Consider the following 19584-nt stretch of genomic DNA (forward strand, 5'->3'; position numbering starts at 1 on the left):
TGTTACTATGAAGAATACCACAACCCCGCTTCTTTACATGGTGTGCCTGCTTTTTGTAGGCTTCCTGATGGCAGCTATACCTGCCAGCGACTCCGGCTACCAGGTGGGCGACACCGCCCGCGACTTCAAACTCAAAAATGTGGATGGCAAAATGGTCTCCATGAGCGACTACAAAAACGCCAAGGGCTTTATCGTGACCTTCACCTGCAACACCTGCCCCTACTCCGTGGCCTATGAGGACCGCATCATCGACCTGCACAACAAGTATGCACCGAAGGGTTACCCGGTGATCGCCATCAACCCAAACGATGTGCAGGTATCGCCAAAGGACTCTTACCAGGATATGCAGGTTCGTGCCAGGGAGAAGAAGTTTCCGTTCGCATATGTGTATGACGAAACGCAGGAAATCACCAAAGCCTACGGCGCCACCCGCACCCCGCACTTGTATGTAGTGCAAAAGCAGAAAGACGGCAAGTTCAAGGTAGCCTACATCGGCACGATAGACGACAACTCGCGTGAGCCGGAGAAGGTACAGAAGAAATACGCCGAAGCCGCCCTTGACGAACTGGTTTCAGGCAAAGCCGTGAGCCAGCCAAACACCAAAGCGATCGGCTGCACCATCAAGTGGCGCGAAGCGTAGGCTATACCTCTTTTTTTACATCAATAGGCAATGGCAGCTCCGTCGGATTGATGGAGCTGTCTGCTTTTTTGGCAACAGGTATATTTTTTTCTCCCTTGAGGCCGGCAATGCGGGCCTCCACTTCATACTTGTTGTTGTAGTAGCCCACCCGCATCGACTCGCGTAGGTATAGCCACAGAAACCTGAGGTACCCATGCTCCTGAAACTGCCGGATATGGCAAAGCTCATGCGCCACCCAGCCGCTGTCCTTCAGAAAGGCTTCCCGTTTCACGCCGCTCAGGTGAATGGTTTTGCCCAGCACCATGGCCACATTCCGGCTTTTGAGCACCATGCGGGCTATGCGGGCAAAAGGTGAATTCTCTACAATTTTATAATCCATGATTTGTGTCCATCCTATTCATTTGTTTGTACGGCGCTATACCTGACCTGTGCCCGGCTGAGGCGAGCATCCTACGCCAGGAGGTGAAGGCCTGACGATCAGGGGTGAATAACAATAAGGCACGGTCTTGTCCGTTAACTTATTTGTACCTATTTTTGCGCCCTGCTGTGCTATACTTATCTGTAGTGCTCAGGTTGCAGAGTATAAAATGCAATTTTTACCAAGACCACTCTCCAACCATAAGGTGACAACTGCTTGCCGCTTCGGTGGCTGCAAGACATGCTAAACCCTATGACAAAGACCATCATTCTGAGTGTGCTTGCCTTGGCATCGCTCATTCTCTCCTTCTTCTACGAGGCACGCACGCCCGAGTCGCAGCCAGATGAAACGGCGATGGCCATCACGCCTTACACCATTTACAACGGCGAGGATATGGCCCGGGCGCTACAGCTGCGAACAGTGTACGAGGGCTTTATTTCCTAAAGATGGTTGTGATTATCCGAATGATGCAACAATGCGCAAATACTGCTCACTAGGTAAAGAATGTAAGCTGAAGTACCAACTTGACCTAGCATTCATCACAGGTGAATTACCAGTTGCTATTGCTGACCAGATTGGCAGAAGCACCTACGGCTTAAAAGACTGTATGAAGTTCTCTGACAATCCCAACGATGGGTACAAGCCACCGAAACGACCTGCTCCTGATAATACACCTGATAATCAAATGGTGCTGCCGTTCGCTTGGCAGGAGATCGCACAAGAAAAAAAATGGGAGTTAGTACTCTAATTCTATACTCCAATGAATCGAGACTGTATTCCTGATAGCACATAGGGGTTTGCAATATTCCGAAAACAAGTTCAGCACCTTTGTTATAATCAATTAATAGCCAGAGATATGAGACATTTTTTTTATAACCGCAGCATATGAGTCCGACACGAAGGAGCTTATCATCGACAGTTTCATTTATGATGCTGAAGACTTTCCTGATAAGGAAATAGTTGAAGATGCTTGCAAGAGGCGTATAATGGAATATTGATAAATACCTGATCTCAATAAGTGAGATCCCAGCAGAAGTCGTAGCTACATATAGGTAGTTAGTGGGATTAAAGTGGAATGAAAAAGCCTTAGCTCTCACCAAGGCTTTTTAGCTTTTTAAGCGATGTGCTGACTCTTTATATTCGGCCAAGAATCATATATCATATTGTGGATTTGATATATAAGTTTGTCTTTGTCATTTACCGAGAAGTCTGAGACTACCCCTTTATCTTCAAGGTATTTTATAAAGTGAGATGTTATTGCAGAAATATTTGAAAAATCAATAACGGAACTATTGTTGTTTTGATTAAGCGATTTTACAAACTCACTCTTAAGAAAATCACTACTCAGAGTTATTCCTGTATCACTAGCACCCGACTGTTTTAACTTGTTGATGACGTGAACCCCTGTGTTCTTTATTTCTAATCGTGCAAGCTGTTTGTTAATGTTTTCCAACTGTTTCATCAGGAACTCTTGCGGTCCAATCTCCTGTGTCTCAAGCTTAGGCTTATACTGAACAAAGCTCTTAAGAAAGGTGGAGTATTCCGGATCTTTAGACTTTTCGTATGTTGATATAAGCTTGGCTTTCAACTTTTGTTTGAAACCAATGATAGATGAATATCGAAGGTCACGAGGGTAACTCAAGTGTTCGATTACTCCAGTATCAAAGGTATAGTTGGTCGCATCGTCTTTGACAATTATAGTAGCCTTATCGAATGCCAGACGCAAACCTAACTCAAACATCACATTCGGGTTTTTAGAGCTTACATCGCAGACCACAATAGGATTGTTATATATGTTTGTCACAATCCTATTATGAATAATACCGATCTCTTCTGCATCGCTGACCATGTTGGCAATAAATCCTGCTTCTTGAATTACCTCTTCTAAAATGTGCTTGACCTCAGACCAATGTGCGGCAGTATACTCATCGTTTCCAGCAATCGGCATAATCAGCCCGCAGATTTCTTTATTCTCTATAGGTTGTTCAGTTTCTGTGGGCTTTTGTTTGTTTGGCATTGTCTTATGAGCTTTATATGCAGCTTTAAATATATCAAACTAATACTGTTTTTATACTACGATAACATAAAAAAAATTATAATCTGTGTTTAAAAAGGTTCATGTTTATGATCAGAAATCATGCAGCCTTATTTTGACAAGGTAGCGCTTTGTAATATCAAGCTGCTCAATGATATGTGGTTCTGTATATTCCCGCTCCTTATTTTAGGGAATCGCAAGATTATCCCTAGTTTTATGGGCTGAGAGACTGCTATAAACAAGAACTATGCTTTACGCTTATGTAGACGGTATCAGAAGGCGTGCCGAGAAAGGTTTAACCGGCTTATGCAAATGTTGTGACGACACCGTAAAAGCTTTCTGCGGTGAGTATGTAACTCATCACTGGAAGCACCGCCCTGGTAGTTCTTGCAGTTTCGCGGGCAAGGGAGAAAGCGAATGGCACTTGGCCTGGAAAGCTAAATTCCCCGAAGCATGGCAGGAGGTTATTTTCACCGATGAGCACACCGGTGTGAAACACATTGCAGATGTTTGCACCCCCAATGGGGTGGCCATTGAGTTTCAAAACTCCACTATTCTCCCCGAAGAGTTACGGCAGCGCGAGAGCTTCTACACCAAGCTGGTATGGGTTGTGAATGCTGACAACTTCGACATCACATTTGAGTCCGAAGCCGAGCGAACAATCCGAAGGATGTATCGGGGCAAGCATGAGTTTAACCACATGCAAGACTATAACACCAAACAAGCAATTGAACAGATTAAAGCTAAGATCCGCAAAGTGAAAAGGGAGACTGAGCTCAAGAAAGATGTAATCGGATCTCTAGAGAATAATGTTAAGCATTGGCAGAAAAGAAAAGACGCATTTGAAGCTGACAAAACCTTTGGGTCTGAGCTAAAGAAATCCGGTAGGCTTCCAAGTTTAAAAGAGCTCCATGCCGCAACCAGCCTAGATTCTTCCGTGTGGATTTTCGGAAAAGACTACGGGAAATTTCAGGCCATATTAACTGATCTTGAACATCAATAGGAAAAAGGTGAGATATTCTTCAATGCCTACAGCAACCCATCCCAAGAATTCACCTTGCTTACCCCTGAAATAGCCAAGTCAATAGCCAAAGCTGGTTTGGCCGGAGCCGTCTTTTGCCTTAAAAACACCGAAGTAAGCACCCTGTTCGCCAAGCGAGAACCGGTCGGATCCGCTGAGTTTATGGATTACCTGTTACGGCGCAATGACTTCACACTCTACCTGAGCCAGGAGCAGTACAAAGAGCTGGGAACCAAATGGCGGGCATCCATCCAAGAAAGATTATTGGAAGCCAAAGCCAATGTGGATACTGCTTTGCAAACCTGGCAGGAGACCTGCCAGGTTTTTTTTCAGGAAGGGCTGCAGAAAGCACAGTCTGACATTGTTAAAGCTGAAAAAGAATACGAAGAAATCGCCATGTCCGCTGATCACAATATAATGGAATATGAAATTGAAATAGAGGGTTTGCGTCAATCACACGAGCACGACACTCAATACCTGTCTACCGAGCTATCTAGGAAAGCCAGTGAGATCCGAAGAAACAATAACAACAGGTTCCACCTAAACTGGAAGAGAAAACGCGAGGTTTGGTTCGACGCCAACGCGCACGTATTTCTGGACAAAGGTGGTGCGCTCTACAGACTGCTTAGTGAAACCAGCGTAAAGAAGTACAGTTATAAAGCATTCCTTGATCACTACTCCCAGCAGCAACAAAAGCCTAAATAAAAAGCTCCAGCATTAGCTGGGGCTTTTCTATTGTTTATCTACAAATCGCCTAGGATTTCGAAAACCTTTTCAGCGACTCCCCCTCTAAAGGCGATCGTCTTCCCGTTCACAACAACATCTAGCAACTGCTCATCCGCGTCATTGTCATAAACAATACTATCAATGCTGGATTTGTTGATAATATAAGTAAGATTCGAATCAGAGCCGGGCACTTCAAATTTGATAAACGGCTGATTGCGACTAGCATTAATGGCTTCCCAGTTGATTTCTGGTGTTTTGAAACTCTCAGTGCTAATGTTAGGCACTAAAGATCCTTTAAAGTCTGACATTGTTTTTTGGGTTAAAGGGTTAAATGATTTTGCTAATATAAATAGCATATATTGAAATAGACCTATAACTGCCATGGAATTTGCCAACAACTCACCAACATATTTAGCAAATCGTCATTTACCTTTGCCGCATGAAGTGGATAGAGTTAAAACAAGCGGTGATAGGCAGCGGGGCCATCTACCTGTTCGGGTGTGATGCAAATGAGACAGCCTACCAGTTCAAGCGAAAGATAAAGAAACAGCGCCCCAACGTGATCTTCCTGCATGCCGGTTCTGTCGGCCAGATCAAAGAGTATCAGGCTGCTCACTGGGTGAAGGGTTACGGACCCGGTGTCTTCCACAACTACATGACGGAAGGCTATCGCAAAAATATCTTAAACACGGCGCTTCAGTGTCTAACTTCAACTCTGCAGCACTTTGAGCGGGAGCATGGGTATGCGCCGGCTGAGGTGGTGCTGGTGCGGGCCTAAAGGAGCCTTAAAACAAGGGACATAGAAGTCGCCTTTTTTCATTCACCTCGCTCCGGCGGCGTAGGGGGCGGATCACTGTGCCCTGGGAAAGCTGGATTGATATCTGGAATTATTTCTGGACTTATTTCTCGTCTAGGAGGATCAAAAGGCTCCTCATGTGGTTTTGGTAAAGGCTCAGTTGGCCTTTCTGTAGGCTTTTCTATAGGTCTCTGTTTGCTCATGTGCTATATTTTATTAAGGTAATTGTTACAAGTTGTCTCTGCTTCTTTATGTAAGCTTCCATGTTTGAAAAATATGATATCTTCCGGCGTTTGGTCTAAGTCTGCCATTCTTTTACGGATGTCAGTATATATCTCCCAGACTTCACTCTTGTCTATGGCATTCCTGTCCAACTTATGCCACAATTCTTCAACTTCGACGGTCAGTGTCTGCCACTGTCCCTTTTTCTCACTGAACACTTTGATATACTTCGGAAACAGGAAATAAGGCTTAGCTAAAGTAAGCATCTGGCTAGCTCCTATAATGAGCCCCCAGAGTAAATCTAGGCTCTCCCAAATAGCCCATGCGGCTACACTAGACGAAGTAGTGAAGACAAGGAAGAGGTTTAAGAAAAGGTCGTACTTCTGATATCTTTTCACTACCAAACTGGAAAAGCATTCATTAACCTTGGAATCGGCTAATGTCCTCCATACCTTATCCCTAATGTTACTCATTTAGCACCTGAATTAGATTATAAATATAAATAATAATATTTTAATCTAATTTAAAGAATTACTAAATATGCACAACAAAAAAGGCCACCCGAAAGAGTGGCCTTTTGCTATGATGTTTGGTCCAGCTTACGAAGCCTTCAGCGCCCCTGCACTACTCTCACTACCCGTTTCGGGACTGGTCAAATTTGACGTGGCCTCTTCCTTCAGCTTCTTGATAGTCTCATCTGGATAGTCCCAAAGCCCCCCATGCGAATGACCTCCTCCTGATCGATGACCGGTTTGCCGCCGTTCGCCTTCATGGCCAGCTCCACATTCTCGTTGGCGTCATCAATTCTGAACAGGCTGAACTGCGGCTCCACCTCCACGTTGTCCGAGATGTTGAGAATGTTCGAGTACACGGCCATCAAAATGTTCATGCAGCGGTGCCCCCCTTCCGAACTCACCCAATTGCTTGTGCCCGGCTGAGGCGAGCATCCTACGCCAGGAGGTGAAGGCCTGACGATCAGGGGTGAATAACAATAAGGCACGGTCTTGTCCGTTAACTTATTTGTACCTATTTTTGCACCCTGCTGTGCTATACTTATCTGTAGTGCTCAGGTTGCAGAGTATAAAATGCAATTTTTGCCAAGACTACTCTCCAACCATAAGGTGACATCTGTTTGCCGCTTCGGTGGCTGCAAGACATGCTAAACCCTATGACAAAGACCATCATTCTGAGTGTGCTTGCCTTGGCATCGCTTATTCTATCCTTCTTTTACGAGGCACGCACGCCCGAGTCGCAGCCGGATGAGACGGCCATGGCCATCACGCCTTACACCATTTACAACGGCGAGGATATGGCCCGGGCGCTACAGCTTGAGCTGTCCGTGGAGCAGCCCCGCGAGATCGACTCGCTGTTTTACAGGCGCTATTCCCGCAAGCTGGGCCTCCAACTGGACTACAGCGAAGACAAGGATCTGCTCAAAACGGTTACAGGCTGGCTGGGCACTCCCTATAGCTACGGCAGCAGCTCCAAAAGAGGCACCGACTGCTCTGGTTTCGTGACCAGCATTTACCGCGACGTATACGGGATAGACCTGAGCCGCAGCTCCCGCTCCATGTTCGACGACGTGACCCGCATCCGCAAAGACAGCATTCGCACCGGCGACCTCGTGTTCTTCCGCCGCAGCCCCAGGCAGCCGATCTTCCATGTGGGCATATACCTCAAAGACAATAAGTTTGTGCACTCAGCCACCAACGGCGGCGTGATGATCAGCTCGCTTAAGGAGCCTTACTACCGCAAAAACTACTACGCCGCAGGGCGGGTGGATTAAGAAAATCACCTATTCAGGGTTTCTGAACGGGCGCAGCCATACTGCGTCCGTTTTTCGTTTGTACCCTACAACAAATTTACTTCCGGCAAGGTATAGGAAGGTTGTGCAGAGTTAAGCAACTTGCGCCCAATTTGGCAGACACGCTGACACTGCCAGTACATCAAGCACATACATACCTATGGATAACCAAGAAACAACCCAAAAGCCAGACGGCAAAACCATCTCCCAAAGCCAACTTTTCAAGAGCATACTCAAAAAAGCAGAAAAGTACTTAGAGCATCCTTCTCAAGTGATCAAACTATTGAACGACGCCTTTAAGAAAGCCACCGCCAAGAAGAGTCTGGGCTCATTGGCCGCCGAGGCCTGGGAAAGCCTGCAGGTGCTCTCGCACATGATCAAGTCGGCCATGAGTGGCGAGTACAAGGGCATACCTAACACGACGCTGGTAGGCGGTGTGGCCGTTATCCTCTACTTCCTGATGCCCATCGACCTGATCCCGGACTTTATACCGGTGATCGGCCTGCTGGATGACGCCACGCTGCTGGCCTGGTTTATGACCAGCATCAAGTCCGAGCTGGACCGCTTCAAAGACTGGGACAGCACCCGGCAAGCGCAGCAGAAAGCGGCAGTGCATACCCTGGAGCCTCACCATGCTGACAGCTCTTTCGGCACGCCAAAGTACAGTGACCAGCCAGGTGCCAGTACAGAGACAACTCACGAAGCTATGGCGCACTCCTCACAAGGACATGGTTCGCAGGAACCGGGACACCACGAGCCCATCGTTCGCGCCTCGACTACGGACAGCAGCCGTGTAGCCAAAAACCCGCACGACGACATACCGGATGGCGGTAACATACGCTAAATGGCCTGACTCTTCAGAATGTAAAAAAAGCTACCCCCGGGGTAGCTTTTTTTACATCAGCCTGGCACCTGAAATGTGCCTTGCCGGGTTGCTAATGGGCAATAAGAGCGATTGAAAAAATACATTACAGCTACACAATATAGCACTATTCAAATACAAAAATTTAAATAATTTTATACAAAAGCTATCTAACTACTAGCTTTTTAAAGAATTTATTATCTATATTTGGAGTAGTGATTTTGTATTTTAACTTTTAGCCAAAGTGTCCTCATCATTTTTACGACTTACATCTGTTAATCTCCACATCGATGGAATCGGGAAGGTTCTGATTGAGCGGAGTGAAAAAGCCAAGAGACTTAGCATCAGTGTTAGGCCGCTCAAGGGCATTCGGGTTGCCGTGCCGCCCCACATCAGTTTCGAGAAAGCGGAGCAGCTTATCTACACCAAAAGCGATTGGATAAAAGAGCATCAGGCTCGCATGAAGCAGCATGAGGAGCAGGTGACCATGTATGACGGCAGCACTGACTTCAAAACCCGCTCCCATACCTTGCGCCTTCTCACCCATGCCCAGTATACCATGCGCTGCGTGATTGAGAACGGCTATATCAACGTGTTTTACCCAGCTTACAAAGAGGTGCGCGACAGCGAAGTGCAGAAATTCATCCGTAAGTCCATTGAGGAGACCTACCGCAAAGAAGCCAAGGATTATCTGCCGAAGCGGGTGGCCTACTTTGCTGAGAAGTTCGGCTTCCGGTACCAGAATGTGTTCATCAAGAATGCCAAGTCACGCTGGGGAAGCTGTTCGCACACCAACAACATCAACCTGAACCTGCATCTCATGCGCCTGCCTGATTCACTCTGCGACTACGTGATCCTGCATGAGCTGGCCCATACCGTAGAGAAGAACCACGGCCCGCAATTCTGGGCACTGCTCGACAAAGTCTGCGTGAACTCCAAAGCACTCGACACGAAGCTGAAAGCTTATCGCATTTCTATTTACTAAAAAGCAAGACTTATTGAATATACCCTTACTCTATCCTCATTAATACAGGCCTCAGATTAACTTTTGAAAAGCATGCGACTTATCCAGTTGCCGCAGAGCTGGTCTGAGTAGCCTGAAAGCAGAAGAGGCCGGGAATATACTCCCGGCCTCTTCTGCTTTTAAGGTATAAACCTCATATTAACTGGCTTCCCACATGCTGTGCGAAGCCACGAAATCCACGAAATCGCCTACGGTGTTGATCGGCACTTCATCCGGGATAACGATATTGAAGCTTTTCTCCAGCTCCAGGATGATATCAACCAGATCAACCGTATCGAAGCCGAAATCCTTCTCCAGGCGGGCATTGGCCTGCAGGCGGGCCGGTCTTATCTCCTTGGTTTTGCTAATGATGCGGATAACCTCACGCTCAATAGTCTTATCAGTTGTTGTAAGCATATTTATAGGGTGTATTCTCTAACTTTTCCATTCACAGGCACATCCTGCTGGTCCACTATTTTCACAGCGCCCGCAGGTTTCCTGTTTCCTTTTACTCTATCTTTCAGCTTCTCATTGAGCAGGTACATCACCGGCACAATCAGCAGTGTGATGAGCGTTGCAAAGCCCAAGCCAAAAATGATCGTCCAGGCAAGCGGCCCCCAGAAGGCCACGCTGTCACCGCCCATAAAGAAGCTAGGCTTGAACTCCGTGAACAAGGTATAGAAGTTCAGGTTTATACCTAACGCCAGTGGTATGAGGCCTAGTATAGTGGCCGTGGCCGTCAGCAACACCGGGTTCAGACGCGTCTTGCCTGCCTCCACGATCGCCTCCTTCAGTTCCTTGCCTTCTGCCAGCAGCATGTCCGTGAACTCCACGATCAGGATACCGTTTTTCACCACGATACCGGCCAGCGCCACAATGCCCACACCCGTCATCACAATGGACACGTCCATTCCGAAGATAGAGAAACCCAGCAGCACGCCGATGATACTGAACAGCACCTCCGACAGAATGATGAATGGCTTGGACACCGAGTTGAACTGCGTCACCAGAATCAGGAAGATGATGCAGAAAGCCGCTACCAGTGCTACCAACAGGAAGTTGGCCGTCTCCTCCTGTTCCTCCTGCTGTCCGCCCATGCTCACCTCATACCCTTCCGGTGTGGAGAAATTCTGCAGCGCACTCTCAATGTTCTGCACCACTTCGTTGGCATTGTAGCCGTCCAGCACGTTCGACTCCAGCGTGACCATGCGCTTGAGGTCTTTGCGCTTGATGCCGCCATACGACGTACCGTACTCTATAGTAGCCAGCGACGAAAGCGGAATCTGGCGTACCTGCCCGCTGTTCATGTCGCGGTACGTGATGCGCATTCCCAGCAACGCGTCGATGTTCTTGCGATAAGGCTCCGCGTATCGCACCTGAATCGGGTACTCGTCCTCGTCTAGCTTGAACTTAGAGGCCTCGTCGCCGAAAATGGCCGTGCGCAGTTCCATACCTACCTGCCCGGTGCTGATGCCTTCGCGGTTGGCACGCTCCCGGTCTATGTTGATCATGATCTCCGGCTTATTGTCTTCAAGGTCGCTGCGGAGGTCCTCTATACCACCTATCTGCTGCTGCTCGATGTAGGTCTGCACCTGCTTCGAGAGAGCTACCAGGCCTTCAAAGTCCTCACCTGCTATCTCAATGCTGATCGGTTTGCCCACCGGCGGTCCGCTCTGTTCCTGGGCCACTGTAATGTTGGTGCCCGGTATACCTCGCACCGCGTCACGGATCTCGTTCATGTATTCGCGGGTACTGCGCTCGCCGCTTCGGTATTGATACTCTACAAAGGCTACGGTAACCTTTCCTAAGTGAGATTGTGCCGTCACGCTGCGGTCGTTCTCATCTCCGGCGCCGATGGCCACATTGGAAATAACCGATTCCACATCCGGGTTTTCATCGCCTACGACATTGTAGATGCGCTGCTCAATTACGCGTGTAACAGAATCAGTCACAATCTGATCCGTACCTACCGGCATGCTGATGTAGGCATACACGAAGTTAGGGTCAGACTCCGGAAAGAATACAACTTTTGGCGGACGCACCGCTGTTAAAAACAAGGAGAAGAAAAGCAAAACAATTACGCTCACGAACATCCAGACAGGCCGTTTGCCGGCCAGCATCCAGCGCAACAGGCGCTCATACCCACGCATGAAACGGGGCAGCGTGTTGTTCTGGAAACCATGGATCATGCGACGGAACACAAACCTGTTCAGCAACACCAATATCAGCATGAGCATGGTGAGGTTCGCTGTGCCATACCAGCCCGCCAGGTAGGCTACAATGGCAACCAGGAAAGCGGCACCCACCAGCATCCAGAATGTTCTGCGGGCACGCGGTGACACATCGGCATCCTGCTCGTGCTCCTTTTTCATGAAAGAAACCGCAAACACGGGATTGATAATGAACGCCACCAACAGCGATGACATCAGGGTAACGATAAGCGTGATAGGCAGGAAGAACATGAACTTCCCGACTATACCTGGCCAGAAAGCCAGCGGCAGAAACGGCGCCACCGTGGTCAGCGTACCCGCCAGCACCGGCACAAATACCTCACCGGCTGCCAACTTGGCCGATTTCATAACGCCCAGGTTAGACTGGTGCAAAATGCGGTGCGTGTTTTCGATCACCACAATAGCATCGTCCACTACGATACCCAGGGCCAGCAGGAACGAGAACAGCACAATCATGTTGAGCGAAAAGCCCAGCACCGGCATTAAAATAAAAGCGATAAACATGGAAAGCGGCACTGACAAGCCCACGAAAATGGCGTTAGTCGTTCCCATGAAGAACATCAGGATGATCGTCACCAGCACAAACCCGATGATGATGGTATTGATCAGGTCGTTGAGGGTATGGCGGGTCTGCGTGGACTGGTCACCGGTGATGGTGATCTTCAGGTCATCCGGCAACACACTGCCTTCCATCTCCTCCACCATGTCGTGTATCTTGTTCGATGCTTCGATCAGGTTTTCGCCGCTCCGCTTGATCACGTTGAGTGTGATAACAGGCGCATTGTCAAGACGGGCAAAGCTCTCCTGCTCCTCAAAACCTTCCTGGATCGTGGCGATTTCTTTGAGCTGAATGTTGGCACCTGTCAGTGACTTCACCACAATGTCTCCGATCTTGTTCGGGTCGGTATACTGGCCTACTACTCGCACGGAGCGTTTTGTTTCGCCTACCGAGATGTTACCGCCAGACACAGTCACGTTTTCGGAGGCGATGGCCCGGCTGATGTCTGCGAAAGTTACCTGCGCCACCTGCATCTTATACAGGTCTACGTCTACCTGCACTTCCTTATCCAGCGCACCCACCATGTCCACGCGTGTGATCTCAGACTGCGCCTCGATGCGGTCCTGAATGTCTTCGGCGTACTTCTTCAGGCGGTCCAGGCTGTAGTTGCCCGACACGTTGAGGTACATGATCGGAAACTCAGAGAAGTTTACCTCCTGCACATCGGGGTCCTGGTCGAGGTCGGTTGGCAAATCGGTCCGGGCTTTGTCCACAGCATCTTTCACCAGCTGCTTGGCCTCTACCACATCCACATCGGTGTTGAACTCCACCGTGATCATAGAGAAGTCCTGGATAGAGTTGGATGACACTTTCTTCACCCCCGAAATCGCTTTCAGCTGCTTCTCAATGGGCCTGGTCACCAGGTTTTCGATGTCAGCGGGCGACGTTCCCGGGTATACAGTGCCCACAAACACCGTCGGGATCACTATATCAGGGAAGTTCTCTTTCTGCAGCTTGACATAAGAGTATATACCCGCCAGCGTGATGATGATGGTGATGATGTAAATACTGGTTCTATTATCAATGGACCAACTGGTCGGCTTGAAATATTTCATAGTTCCTGGCTTAAATGATTATTGCTGCACGTTGCTCACCTGGTTAAAAACCACCGGCTGCCCCTCGTTCACACTCTGGTATCCGGCCGTGATGATCTGGTCGTTGGCGGAAAGGCCCTTGAGCACTTCCACCTGCCCCTGGTAGTTCACTCCTGTCTCCACCTCTTTTCGGGTAGCGATGTGGCGGTCTCCCTTTTTCTGGGTCACGTACACGTATTGCGATGTCTCATCCCGCTGCACCAGGTTCACCGGCACCACAATGGCGTCTTCTTTCTTGTAATCCTGAATGCGCACCACGGCCACCAGATTAGGACGAAGCTCAACATTCACGTTTTTGGGGCGCAGCTCGATAGTGAAGGTGCGGCTGCTTGGGTTGATAAAGCGGCTCACCACATCCACTGTTGCGGAGATTTCCTGGTTAAGGTCCGGGAAGCGCACCAGCGCCTCGTCGCCTTTGTTGATCTTGGCCAGGTATGCCTCCGATACTTCGGCCACAATCTTGGAACCATTGGTATTCACCACTCGGATAATGCCCACACCGGGTGCCACAGCCTCACCGGCATTCGGAATCACGTTGTCTACCACGCCTGCAACCGGAGCCTTCACGTTGTACTGGTCACGCTGCTGCTGCAGGGTAGCCATGCTGCGCTCCAGGGCCTCTTTGTTATTCTTGGCTGTTAGGTATTGCATCTCCGTGCCTATTTTTTGTTCCCAGAGGTTTTTCTGTTTTTCGAAAGCGATGCGGGCCAGTTCCAGGCGGGTGCGCACCTCGGCAATGTTCTGCTCCAGCACCTGCGCATCTATCGTGGCCATGGTCTGACCTTTCGATACTTTGTCGCCGCGCTTCACGCGCACGCTCGTGAGCACACCGGGCACTTTGGCGCTCACCAGCACGTTTTGGTCAAAGTCCACGCTGCCCTGCACTTCCAGGTAGTGCCGGAAGGTATCCGCTTTCACAGTGGCAACCGTGACCGGTACCGTTTTTTTCTCCGCCACAGTGCCTTTGCCTTCCGCTTTGAGTTCTGCCTCCAGGGTCGCAATCTGCTCCTGTATGGCTGTCTGCTGTTTTTTGAGCTCCGCCAGCTGTGCCTCTTTATCGTTACCGCTGTTGCAGGCGGCCAAACCCAGTAGCAGGGCCAGTGATGTAACTCCGAATATCTTTTTCATAAGGATTGGTCGATTAATCTTCTTTTTCAGGTAGTTCTATTTTATAAGTAAGGTACCGGTGGCCTTGTCCAGGTTCACTTTCGCGATGAGCGCATCGTACATGGCAGCGTAGTAGTTGGTTTGCGCCTGACGAAGATCAGTTTCGGCAGTTACTACCTCCAGGTTAGAGCCTACGCCCTCCTGGAACTTGATTTTGGCCACACGGGCAATCTCTTCGGCCAGCTGCAGGTTCTCGCGCTGCGAAGCCAGCACATCCATTGAGTTGGTCAGGTCTGTGGATGCCTGCTCCAGTTCGAGGTCTATACCTTGCTTCAGGCTTTCAAAACCTAGCTTGGTGTTTTCGAGCGTCAGCCTGGACTGCTGCACCTGGTAGTGTTTGCGCAGGCCGTCGAAAACAGGGACTTGCAGCCCCAAGCCTACATAGGCGAAATTAAGCCAGTTGCTGCTTCTGCTTATCTCGCTGAACTCGTTGTTGGCGGCGATGTAGCCGTAGCGCCCATTCAGGTATAGCTTGGGCAGGTAGCCGGAGCGGATGTTGCGCAGGTTCAGCATAGCCAGGTCGCGCTGCGTTTCCAGTATGGAGTATTCGATGCGGCTATTATAATTGAAGCCGTTCTGGTCGGCCTTGGCCATATCCACCTGCACCTCGCTCAGGCTGTCGGTCAGCACCATCTGCTGCTTCTGGTCCATTCCCATCTGGAACTTGAGCAAGTCTTCGCCCAACCTAAGCAGGCGCTCGGTCTTTTTCTTCTCCACGTTCAGGTTGTTGTAAGAAACCCGCAGGCGGTCCACGTCCAGCTTCTCCGCCACCCCGTTGTCGAACATCACCTGGGTCTGGCGCAGGAGCGTGTCCAGGCGGTCCAGGTTCTGATTGAGGAGCTCCATGCGTTCGCGGCTCACCAACACACTGTAGTAAGCCTTGGCCACCTGCTCCACCACCTCGATCTCGCTCTGATGCGTCGATTTTTGGGACAGTTCGGTATAGGTCTTGGCTGCTTTCAAGCCGATCAGGTAAGAGCCGTCGAACAACAGCTGGCTGGCGGTAACAGAGGCGTTTCCGTTATACTTGGGCGTGAAGACCACCGGCACGAAGGTTCCGTCTGGCGGCGAGTTCGGATCATCAGGATCCTGGAAAAACTCGGCTGGCAGAAAGCTCTTCTGCTGAATCACGTTTTTTCCTAAATCTGCAGCCACATTAATCTGCGGCAGGCCCATCGCCCTGATCTCGCCGACTTTGGCCTTGTCGATTTCCTGCTGGTTGCGGGCCATTTGCAGGCTGTGGCGGTGCTGCAGGGCGTAGTCGATACTCTGCTTCAGGCTGAAGGCCTGGGGTGCGCTTTGGGCGAGCACCTGCCATTGGCCCAGCATAACCACAAAGGCAAGAAGCAGACTGAGTTGTTTTTTCATAATTATATCAGGTAGTAGGTTATTCTTCTTCTGTAATGTGCTTGTACTGGTTGATCAGCTTGTGTCCTTTCAGGGTGGCAATGCCCAGCATGTAGTGCTCCAGGCTAGCCATCTGCACCCGCATGAGCTCAAACTGGTGCCTTGGGAAAAGCCGCTCGTCGAAGGGCAGCTCAATCTGCACCAGCCGGACCCTGGCAATCACCTCCACGTCCAGGTCCTTCCGGAAGAGGCCTTCTGCGATGCCCCGCTCCAGATTTTGCTTCACTTTACTGAATATATAGTGGTTTTTATGGTCCTGCCATAGTTTCCAGGCCTCGGCATGGTACTTCTGCAGGTCATGAAATATAGAAGGGTGAATTTTGGAGAATATCTCGCGGGTAGTCCCCATGATGTTGAAGAGCTCTTCGATAGCGTTGGCTGACGTACTTAAAATACCCTCACAATCACATTCGACCGTTTTGAGGTAGCCGCTTACCGCGAAGCACACGATCTCACCCTTGTTTTCGTACCACTTATAGATGGTCTTTTTGGACATGGAGAGGTGCTGGGCGATATCGTCCATGGAGACGCTCTTGATGCCTCGCTGACAGAAAAGCCCGAAAGCCTCTCTGGCAATCTTTTCCTTTACCGTTTCTTGTTGTATCGCTTCCATTCTGCGGCAAAACTATGGAAACGTTTTCGATTTCCAAAGTTTCCATGGTAAATCAACAGTTTTCCTTAGCGGCTGTTCCCAATCAGCAAGTCAATAAGCACAGGCTGCCCTCCTCACAAAATTGGCGGATTTGAGGCTAGGGTAAAAGCAGTTTTAGACGAACAGCCGGAAAGCTGATTCAGACAGCTGTATTTTTCAGTTGAAGCAGGTCATGCCTATACCTAAATCTCCAGCACTGTTCGCAGACGGGTATAGCCACTCTTGCTCAGGGGGATACGTTCCCCGTTGCGCAGCAGGGCCAGATGGCTATCCTTCTCAAAAGGCTCGATGCGGGTGAGTTGCGACAGGGCCATGATGTAGGAGCGATGCACCCGCACGAACTGCTTCGGGTCAAGTGCCTTTTCGTAGTAACTCATGGTCTTCTTTTTCAGGAACACGCCATCGCGGGTATGGATCTTCACATAGTCGTCGTATGCCTCCAGGTATAGCACCTCCCCCACTGGTATAATGCGGATGTTGTTCCCGGCCCGCACCACAATGCGGTGCTGCTCTTCGGGCTGTTTGCCGGTTGCTTCCCCCAGCGCAGCGGCAGCAGGTATAGCCTGTGCCGACTGACTCTGCAACCACTTGCTTATGGCCGCATCGAAACGCGCTTTACTGAAGGGCTTGAGCAGGTAGTCCACGGCATTGGCCTCGAAGGCTTTGATGGCGTACTCATCGAAAGCGGTGGTAAAGATGACGCCGGGTGCCTGCTCCACCAGTTCCAGCATCTCGAAACCATTGATCTTGGGCATCTGGATGTCGAGGAAGATGAGGTCGGGCTGGTGCTGCATTATGGCCTTCACGCCCTCAAAACCATCGCTGCACTCCTGCACTACCTCTAGTTCGGGGTAGGCTTGCAGGTACTCGGCCACTATGCTGCGGGCCAGCGGTTCGTCATCTATTATCAGGCATTTTTTCATAGTGCTGCGGTATCTTGATGGTGGTTGTGAACTGGTGGTCTTGCTGTGAGGTGCGCAGCAAGTCCTGGCGGGCATAGAGCAGGTATAGCCTGCGTTGTATCGAATCCAGCCCAAAGCCGGTGCCTTTGCGGGGCTGGCTCGTGGCGGGATCATAGGGGTTCTGGGTCGTGATGGTCAGGTAGCCGTCTTCGGTGGTAGCTTTTACTTTGATGGCGGTCTCTCCTACCGTGTCGTAAAGGCCGTACTTGATGGCGTTTTCCACAACCGGCTGCAGCAACAAAACGGGCAGTTTCATACGCTGACTTTCCTCTGTAGCCTCCACCTCCACCTGTAACCGATGCCCGAAGCGCACTTTCTCGATGTCTAGGTATAGCTGCAGTTGCTTCAGCTCTTCGGCCAAGGGTACCAGCTGGTTATTGTCTTTGCGCAGGGTGCCGCGCAGAAAGTCAGAGAGTTGCTGTACCATGGTACGGGCCTGCTCCGGCCGGCTTCCTGCCAGGGCGCTGATAGAGTTGAGGCTGTTGAATAAAAAGTGTGGCTGTAGTTGCTGCCGCAGGTTGTACAGCTCGGCTTCGCGGGCCAGTTTCTCGGTGGCGGCTTTACGTTTTTCGGTCTCCTGCAACTCGCGGGTATAGAACCAAAGCCAGGTCAGCAGTAACATCAGCAGGAGCATCAGCCAGCCAAAGGCAATGCGAATAGGCAATGTGTCGTCCACAAATGCCAGGTAGTCTGTTGCACCAGACAAAAATTGGCCTAGCAGCAAGTCAAACAGCAACGTGCATATACCTGCCAACCCCAGGCTCCAACCCAATAAAAAGGCTCCCTGCCGGGCACTAGGTTGATAGTACCGAAGACCTGTTCCCATGGCATACCCGCCTACCGCCAGCAGGAGGTTGAACAACAGGGCATCCACGGCGGTCAGGGTCCTGCTGAATCCTGTTGGCCAGAGCACTGCTACCTGTACCACCGACCAGAGCAAAGCCCAGCCAAGGTATAGCAGCATCAATCGCACCTGTGACGCGACCCCCTGCATTAGTAACTTTTAATGTTGAGTCCGCCAAACAGGGTGGTACCTTTCAGGATAAGGATTTTGTTCGGGTCGTAGCCTTGTTGGTAAGCGGGGCGCTTGTCGTCAATCCCGCCCAGTATAGCCACCATATCGTCTGATTTGATTTGCCAGTGCGGCGGCACGATCAGGGTGGTGCCCCCGAAGAGCTGGGTTGCCTCCAGCACGATCGGGTGCTGTATGTCGGCCTGCATCAGGTTGAGTTCGGTGCCCCCGAACACACTCACCACTTCGCCTCCCTTGAAATTCTTAGAGACGATGTTTTTTTTTATACCTCCGAAAATCGCCGTGCTGTCTACATGATCCTCCGGGCTGTAAGCTGCCTGGTCAGTTGCTCCGGTGTAGGCGCCAGAGGTATAGGCCTCGCCACCGGTGTAGTCGGTGTAACCGCCTGGATACGCCCCGTTTGTTGGGTCGGTGTAGTAGCCGGGTGTGTCTTCTGGTCGAGGGTTAGGCCCTGCACCAACCTGGTTTTCCCAGGGGTTCCGCTTCTTGGGCTTCATCATTAGCCAAAGTCCCAGTCCAATGATCAGGATTGGCCAGAAATAGCGCTTCAGGTTGACGCCGTAGAGGAAGTGGTTATCGAGCAGGAAAACGCCACCTATTACGATCAGCACCAGCCAGCCCGGCTTCTGGAACGAATGCTTGAATCCCAGGAAAAGCCCCAGCGCGATCAGGAACATGGGCCAGGAGAAAACCCAACCCGGCAGAAAGAAAATACCCATCTTGGCGGTGAGAAACAGTACGCCTAACATCAGCAGGAAAACGCCGGCCATTCTGCCGGAACCGCCTCTTTTGTATTCTTGATTTTTCATGGTTTTATTTCGTTTGGTTTTAAGATCTGTACCAAAGGTATAAGATGCCTTCGTGCAGCTCAATGGCTATTAGGCTACCCTGGGACAGAAGTCGGTAAACGGCCGGTTGGCGTCGGTAAACCAAGTTAGCATTTTGTTCGCCG

Annotated in this window: 22 protein-coding genes; 9 read left to right on the forward strand and 13 right to left on the reverse strand. The window is 50.1% G+C overall.

From position 1 onward, the window contains the following. The first annotated feature begins 7 nt into the window (after nucleotides 1–7). Nucleotides 8–640: a thioredoxin family protein gene (locus H9Q13_RS13215; RefSeq protein ID WP_191184279.1), complete on the forward strand. Its 633-nt coding sequence runs from the start codon at nucleotides 8–10 to the stop codon at nucleotides 638–640. 1 nt (nucleotide 641) lies between these two features. Here the strand turns inward: H9Q13_RS13215 and H9Q13_RS13220 are convergent, their stop codons facing one another. Then, on the reverse strand, nucleotides 642–1019 hold the full coding sequence (locus tag H9Q13_RS13220) for a hypothetical protein (RefSeq protein ID WP_191184280.1): 378 nt from the start codon (nucleotides 1017–1019) through the stop codon (nucleotides 642–644). 291 nt (nucleotides 1020–1310) lie between these two features. Between H9Q13_RS13220 and H9Q13_RS13225 the strand changes: the two genes are divergently transcribed. Next, nucleotides 1311–1502: a hypothetical protein gene (locus tag H9Q13_RS13225; protein ID WP_191184281.1), complete on the forward strand. Its 192-nt coding sequence runs from the start codon at nucleotides 1311–1313 to the stop codon at nucleotides 1500–1502. Nucleotides 1503–1533: 31 nt separating this feature from the next. Next, complete coding sequence (locus H9Q13_RS13230) at nucleotides 1534–1806, forward strand: hypothetical protein (protein ID WP_191184282.1); 273 nt, start codon at nucleotides 1534–1536, stop codon at nucleotides 1804–1806. A gap of 366 nt (nucleotides 1807–2172) precedes the next feature. Here the strand turns inward: H9Q13_RS13230 and H9Q13_RS13235 are convergent, their stop codons facing one another. Continuing rightward, nucleotides 2173–3075, reverse strand: a complete 903-nt coding sequence (locus H9Q13_RS13235) for an RNA helicase (protein WP_191184283.1) — start codon at nucleotides 3073–3075, stop codon at nucleotides 2173–2175. A 265-nt stretch (nucleotides 3076–3340) separates the two neighbouring features. Here H9Q13_RS13235 and H9Q13_RS13240 point away from each other — a divergent pair, with 265 nt between their 5' ends. Together H9Q13_RS13240 and H9Q13_RS13245 are read left to right on the forward strand one after the other, a co-directional pair. Then, the gene (locus H9Q13_RS13240; protein WP_191184284.1) at nucleotides 3341–4096 is read left to right on the forward strand and encodes a competence protein CoiA; all 756 of its coding nucleotides are present in this window, start codon (nucleotides 3341–3343) and stop codon (nucleotides 4094–4096) included. 54 nt (nucleotides 4097–4150) lie between these two features. Then, nucleotides 4151–4819, forward strand: coding sequence for a hypothetical protein (locus H9Q13_RS13245; RefSeq protein ID WP_191184285.1), 669 nt, complete (start codon nucleotides 4151–4153; stop codon nucleotides 4817–4819). A 38-nt stretch (nucleotides 4820–4857) separates the two neighbouring features. Here H9Q13_RS13245 and H9Q13_RS13250 read toward each other — a convergent pair whose 3' ends face one another. Further along, a complete protein-coding gene (locus H9Q13_RS13250; RefSeq protein WP_191184286.1) occupies nucleotides 4858–5148 on the reverse strand; it encodes a hypothetical protein in 291 nt (96 codons plus the stop codon). 131 nt (nucleotides 5149–5279) lie between these two features. On the opposite strand from H9Q13_RS13250, the gene H9Q13_RS13255 reads away from it, so the two are divergent. Beyond that, nucleotides 5280–5618, forward strand: a complete 339-nt coding sequence (locus H9Q13_RS13255; protein ID WP_191184287.1) for a hypothetical protein — start codon at nucleotides 5280–5282, stop codon at nucleotides 5616–5618. 224 nt (nucleotides 5619–5842) lie between these two features. On the opposite strand, the gene H9Q13_RS13260 is transcribed toward H9Q13_RS13255, so the two are convergent. Together H9Q13_RS13260 and H9Q13_RS13265 are read right to left on the reverse strand one after the other, a co-directional pair. Continuing rightward, nucleotides 5843–6256, reverse strand: a complete 414-nt coding sequence (locus tag H9Q13_RS13260) for a hypothetical protein (RefSeq protein ID WP_191184288.1) — start codon at nucleotides 6254–6256, stop codon at nucleotides 5843–5845. Nucleotides 6257–6534: 278 nt separating this feature from the next. Beyond that, complete coding sequence (locus H9Q13_RS13265; protein WP_191184289.1) at nucleotides 6535–6747, reverse strand: hypothetical protein; 213 nt, start codon at nucleotides 6745–6747, stop codon at nucleotides 6535–6537. A gap of 279 nt (nucleotides 6748–7026) precedes the next feature. Between H9Q13_RS13265 and H9Q13_RS13270 the strand changes: the two genes are divergently transcribed. The 3 genes from H9Q13_RS13270 to H9Q13_RS13280 all read left to right on the forward strand — a co-directional run bounded on the left by H9Q13_RS13270 (nucleotide 7027) and on the right by H9Q13_RS13280 (nucleotide 9509). After that, the gene (locus H9Q13_RS13270; protein ID WP_191184290.1) at nucleotides 7027–7644 is read left to right on the forward strand and encodes a C40 family peptidase; all 618 of its coding nucleotides are present in this window, start codon (nucleotides 7027–7029) and stop codon (nucleotides 7642–7644) included. 178 nt (nucleotides 7645–7822) lie between these two features. Then, a complete protein-coding gene (locus H9Q13_RS13275) occupies nucleotides 7823–8506 on the forward strand; it encodes a YkvA family protein (protein ID WP_191184291.1) in 684 nt (227 codons plus the stop codon). Nucleotides 8507–8768: 262 nt separating this feature from the next. Then, on the forward strand, nucleotides 8769–9509 hold the full coding sequence (locus H9Q13_RS13280; RefSeq protein ID WP_191184292.1) for a M48 family metallopeptidase: 741 nt from the start codon (nucleotides 8769–8771) through the stop codon (nucleotides 9507–9509). 177 nt (nucleotides 9510–9686) lie between these two features. On the opposite strand, the gene H9Q13_RS13285 is transcribed toward H9Q13_RS13280, so the two are convergent. From H9Q13_RS13285 to H9Q13_RS13320, 8 genes are all read right to left on the reverse strand, one after another. Continuing rightward, on the reverse strand, nucleotides 9687–9944 hold the full coding sequence (locus tag H9Q13_RS13285; RefSeq protein WP_191184293.1) for an acyl carrier protein: 258 nt from the start codon (nucleotides 9942–9944) through the stop codon (nucleotides 9687–9689). Nucleotides 9945–9946: 2 nt separating this feature from the next. Next, nucleotides 9947–13372, reverse strand: coding sequence for an efflux RND transporter permease subunit (locus H9Q13_RS13290; protein WP_191184294.1), 3426 nt, complete (start codon nucleotides 13370–13372; stop codon nucleotides 9947–9949). Nucleotides 13373–13390: 18 nt separating this feature from the next. After that, complete coding sequence (locus H9Q13_RS13295; RefSeq protein WP_191184295.1) at nucleotides 13391–14539, reverse strand: efflux RND transporter periplasmic adaptor subunit; 1149 nt, start codon at nucleotides 14537–14539, stop codon at nucleotides 13391–13393. Nucleotides 14540–14575: 36 nt separating this feature from the next. After that, nucleotides 14576–15946 carry a TolC family protein gene (locus H9Q13_RS13300; RefSeq protein WP_191184296.1) on the reverse strand — a complete coding sequence of 457 codons (1371 nt, stop codon included), beginning with the start codon at nucleotides 15944–15946 and terminating at the stop codon, nucleotides 14576–14578. Nucleotides 15947–15965: 19 nt separating this feature from the next. Beyond that, on the reverse strand, nucleotides 15966–16598 hold the full coding sequence (locus H9Q13_RS13305; RefSeq protein WP_191184297.1) for a TetR/AcrR family transcriptional regulator: 633 nt from the start codon (nucleotides 16596–16598) through the stop codon (nucleotides 15966–15968). Nucleotides 16599–16819: 221 nt separating this feature from the next. After that, on the reverse strand, nucleotides 16820–17560 hold the full coding sequence (locus tag H9Q13_RS13310; RefSeq protein ID WP_191184298.1) for a LytR/AlgR family response regulator transcription factor: 741 nt from the start codon (nucleotides 17558–17560) through the stop codon (nucleotides 16820–16822). Beyond that, nucleotides 17535–18593 carry a sensor histidine kinase gene (locus tag H9Q13_RS13315; RefSeq protein ID WP_191184299.1) on the reverse strand — a complete coding sequence of 353 codons (1059 nt, stop codon included), beginning with the start codon at nucleotides 18591–18593 and terminating at the stop codon, nucleotides 17535–17537. Before H9Q13_RS13315 ends, H9Q13_RS13310 begins: the two co-directional genes overlap by 26 nt. Further along, on the reverse strand, nucleotides 18593–19441 hold the full coding sequence (locus tag H9Q13_RS13320) for a LiaF transmembrane domain-containing protein (protein WP_191184300.1): 849 nt from the start codon (nucleotides 19439–19441) through the stop codon (nucleotides 18593–18595). Before H9Q13_RS13320 ends, H9Q13_RS13315 begins: the two co-directional genes overlap by 1 nt. Nucleotides 19442–19584: the final 143 nt, after the last annotated feature.

The sequence above is a fragment of the Pontibacter aquaedesilientis genome (assembly GCF_014773225.1).
Classification (GTDB): domain Bacteria; phylum Bacteroidota; class Bacteroidia; order Cytophagales; family Hymenobacteraceae; genus Pontibacter; species Pontibacter aquaedesilientis.

Coding starts and splice junctions, on each gene's coding strand:
- H9Q13_RS13270 (WP_191184290.1), top strand. CDS start 7,027: ATGACAAAGACCATCATTCTGAGTGTGCTTGCCTTGGCATCGCTTATT.
- H9Q13_RS13220 (WP_191184280.1), bottom strand. CDS start 1,019: ATGGATTATAAAATTGTAGAGAATTCACCTTTTGCCCGCATAGCCCGC.
- H9Q13_RS13310 (WP_191184298.1), bottom strand. CDS start 17,560: ATGAAAAAATGCCTGATAATAGATGACGAACCGCTGGCCCGCAGCATA.
- H9Q13_RS13290 (WP_191184294.1), bottom strand. CDS start 13,372: ATGAAATATTTCAAGCCGACCAGTTGGTCCATTGATAATAGAACCAGT.
- H9Q13_RS13300 (WP_191184296.1), bottom strand. CDS start 15,946: ATGAAAAAACAACTCAGTCTGCTTCTTGCCTTTGTGGTTATGCTGGGC.
- H9Q13_RS13255 (WP_191184287.1), top strand. CDS start 5,280: ATGAAGTGGATAGAGTTAAAACAAGCGGTGATAGGCAGCGGGGCCATC.
- H9Q13_RS13250 (WP_191184286.1), bottom strand. CDS start 5,148: ATGTCAGACTTTAAAGGATCTTTAGTGCCTAACATTAGCACTGAGAGT.
- H9Q13_RS13215 (WP_191184279.1), top strand. CDS start 8: ATGAAGAATACCACAACCCCGCTTCTTTACATGGTGTGCCTGCTTTTT.
- H9Q13_RS13275 (WP_191184291.1), top strand. CDS start 7,823: ATGGATAACCAAGAAACAACCCAAAAGCCAGACGGCAAAACCATCTCC.
- H9Q13_RS13285 (WP_191184293.1), bottom strand. CDS start 9,944: ATGCTTACAACAACTGATAAGACTATTGAGCGTGAGGTTATCCGCATC.
- H9Q13_RS13240 (WP_191184284.1), top strand. CDS start 3,341: ATGCTTTACGCTTATGTAGACGGTATCAGAAGGCGTGCCGAGAAAGGT.
- H9Q13_RS13305 (WP_191184297.1), bottom strand. CDS start 16,598: ATGGAAGCGATACAACAAGAAACGGTAAAGGAAAAGATTGCCAGAGAG.
- H9Q13_RS13230 (WP_191184282.1), top strand. CDS start 1,534: ATGCGCAAATACTGCTCACTAGGTAAAGAATGTAAGCTGAAGTACCAA.
- H9Q13_RS13315 (WP_191184299.1), bottom strand. CDS start 18,593: ATGCAGGGGGTCGCGTCACAGGTGCGATTGATGCTGCTATACCTTGGC.
- H9Q13_RS13320 (WP_191184300.1), bottom strand. CDS start 19,441: ATGAAAAATCAAGAATACAAAAGAGGCGGTTCCGGCAGAATGGCCGGC.
- H9Q13_RS13295 (WP_191184295.1), bottom strand. CDS start 14,539: ATGAAAAAGATATTCGGAGTTACATCACTGGCCCTGCTACTGGGTTTG.
- H9Q13_RS13225 (WP_191184281.1), top strand. CDS start 1,311: ATGACAAAGACCATCATTCTGAGTGTGCTTGCCTTGGCATCGCTCATT.
- H9Q13_RS13235 (WP_191184283.1), bottom strand. CDS start 3,075: ATGCCAAACAAACAAAAGCCCACAGAAACTGAACAACCTATAGAGAAT.
- H9Q13_RS13265 (WP_191184289.1), bottom strand. CDS start 6,747: ATGAACATTTTGATGGCCGTGTACTCGAACATTCTCAACATCTCGGAC.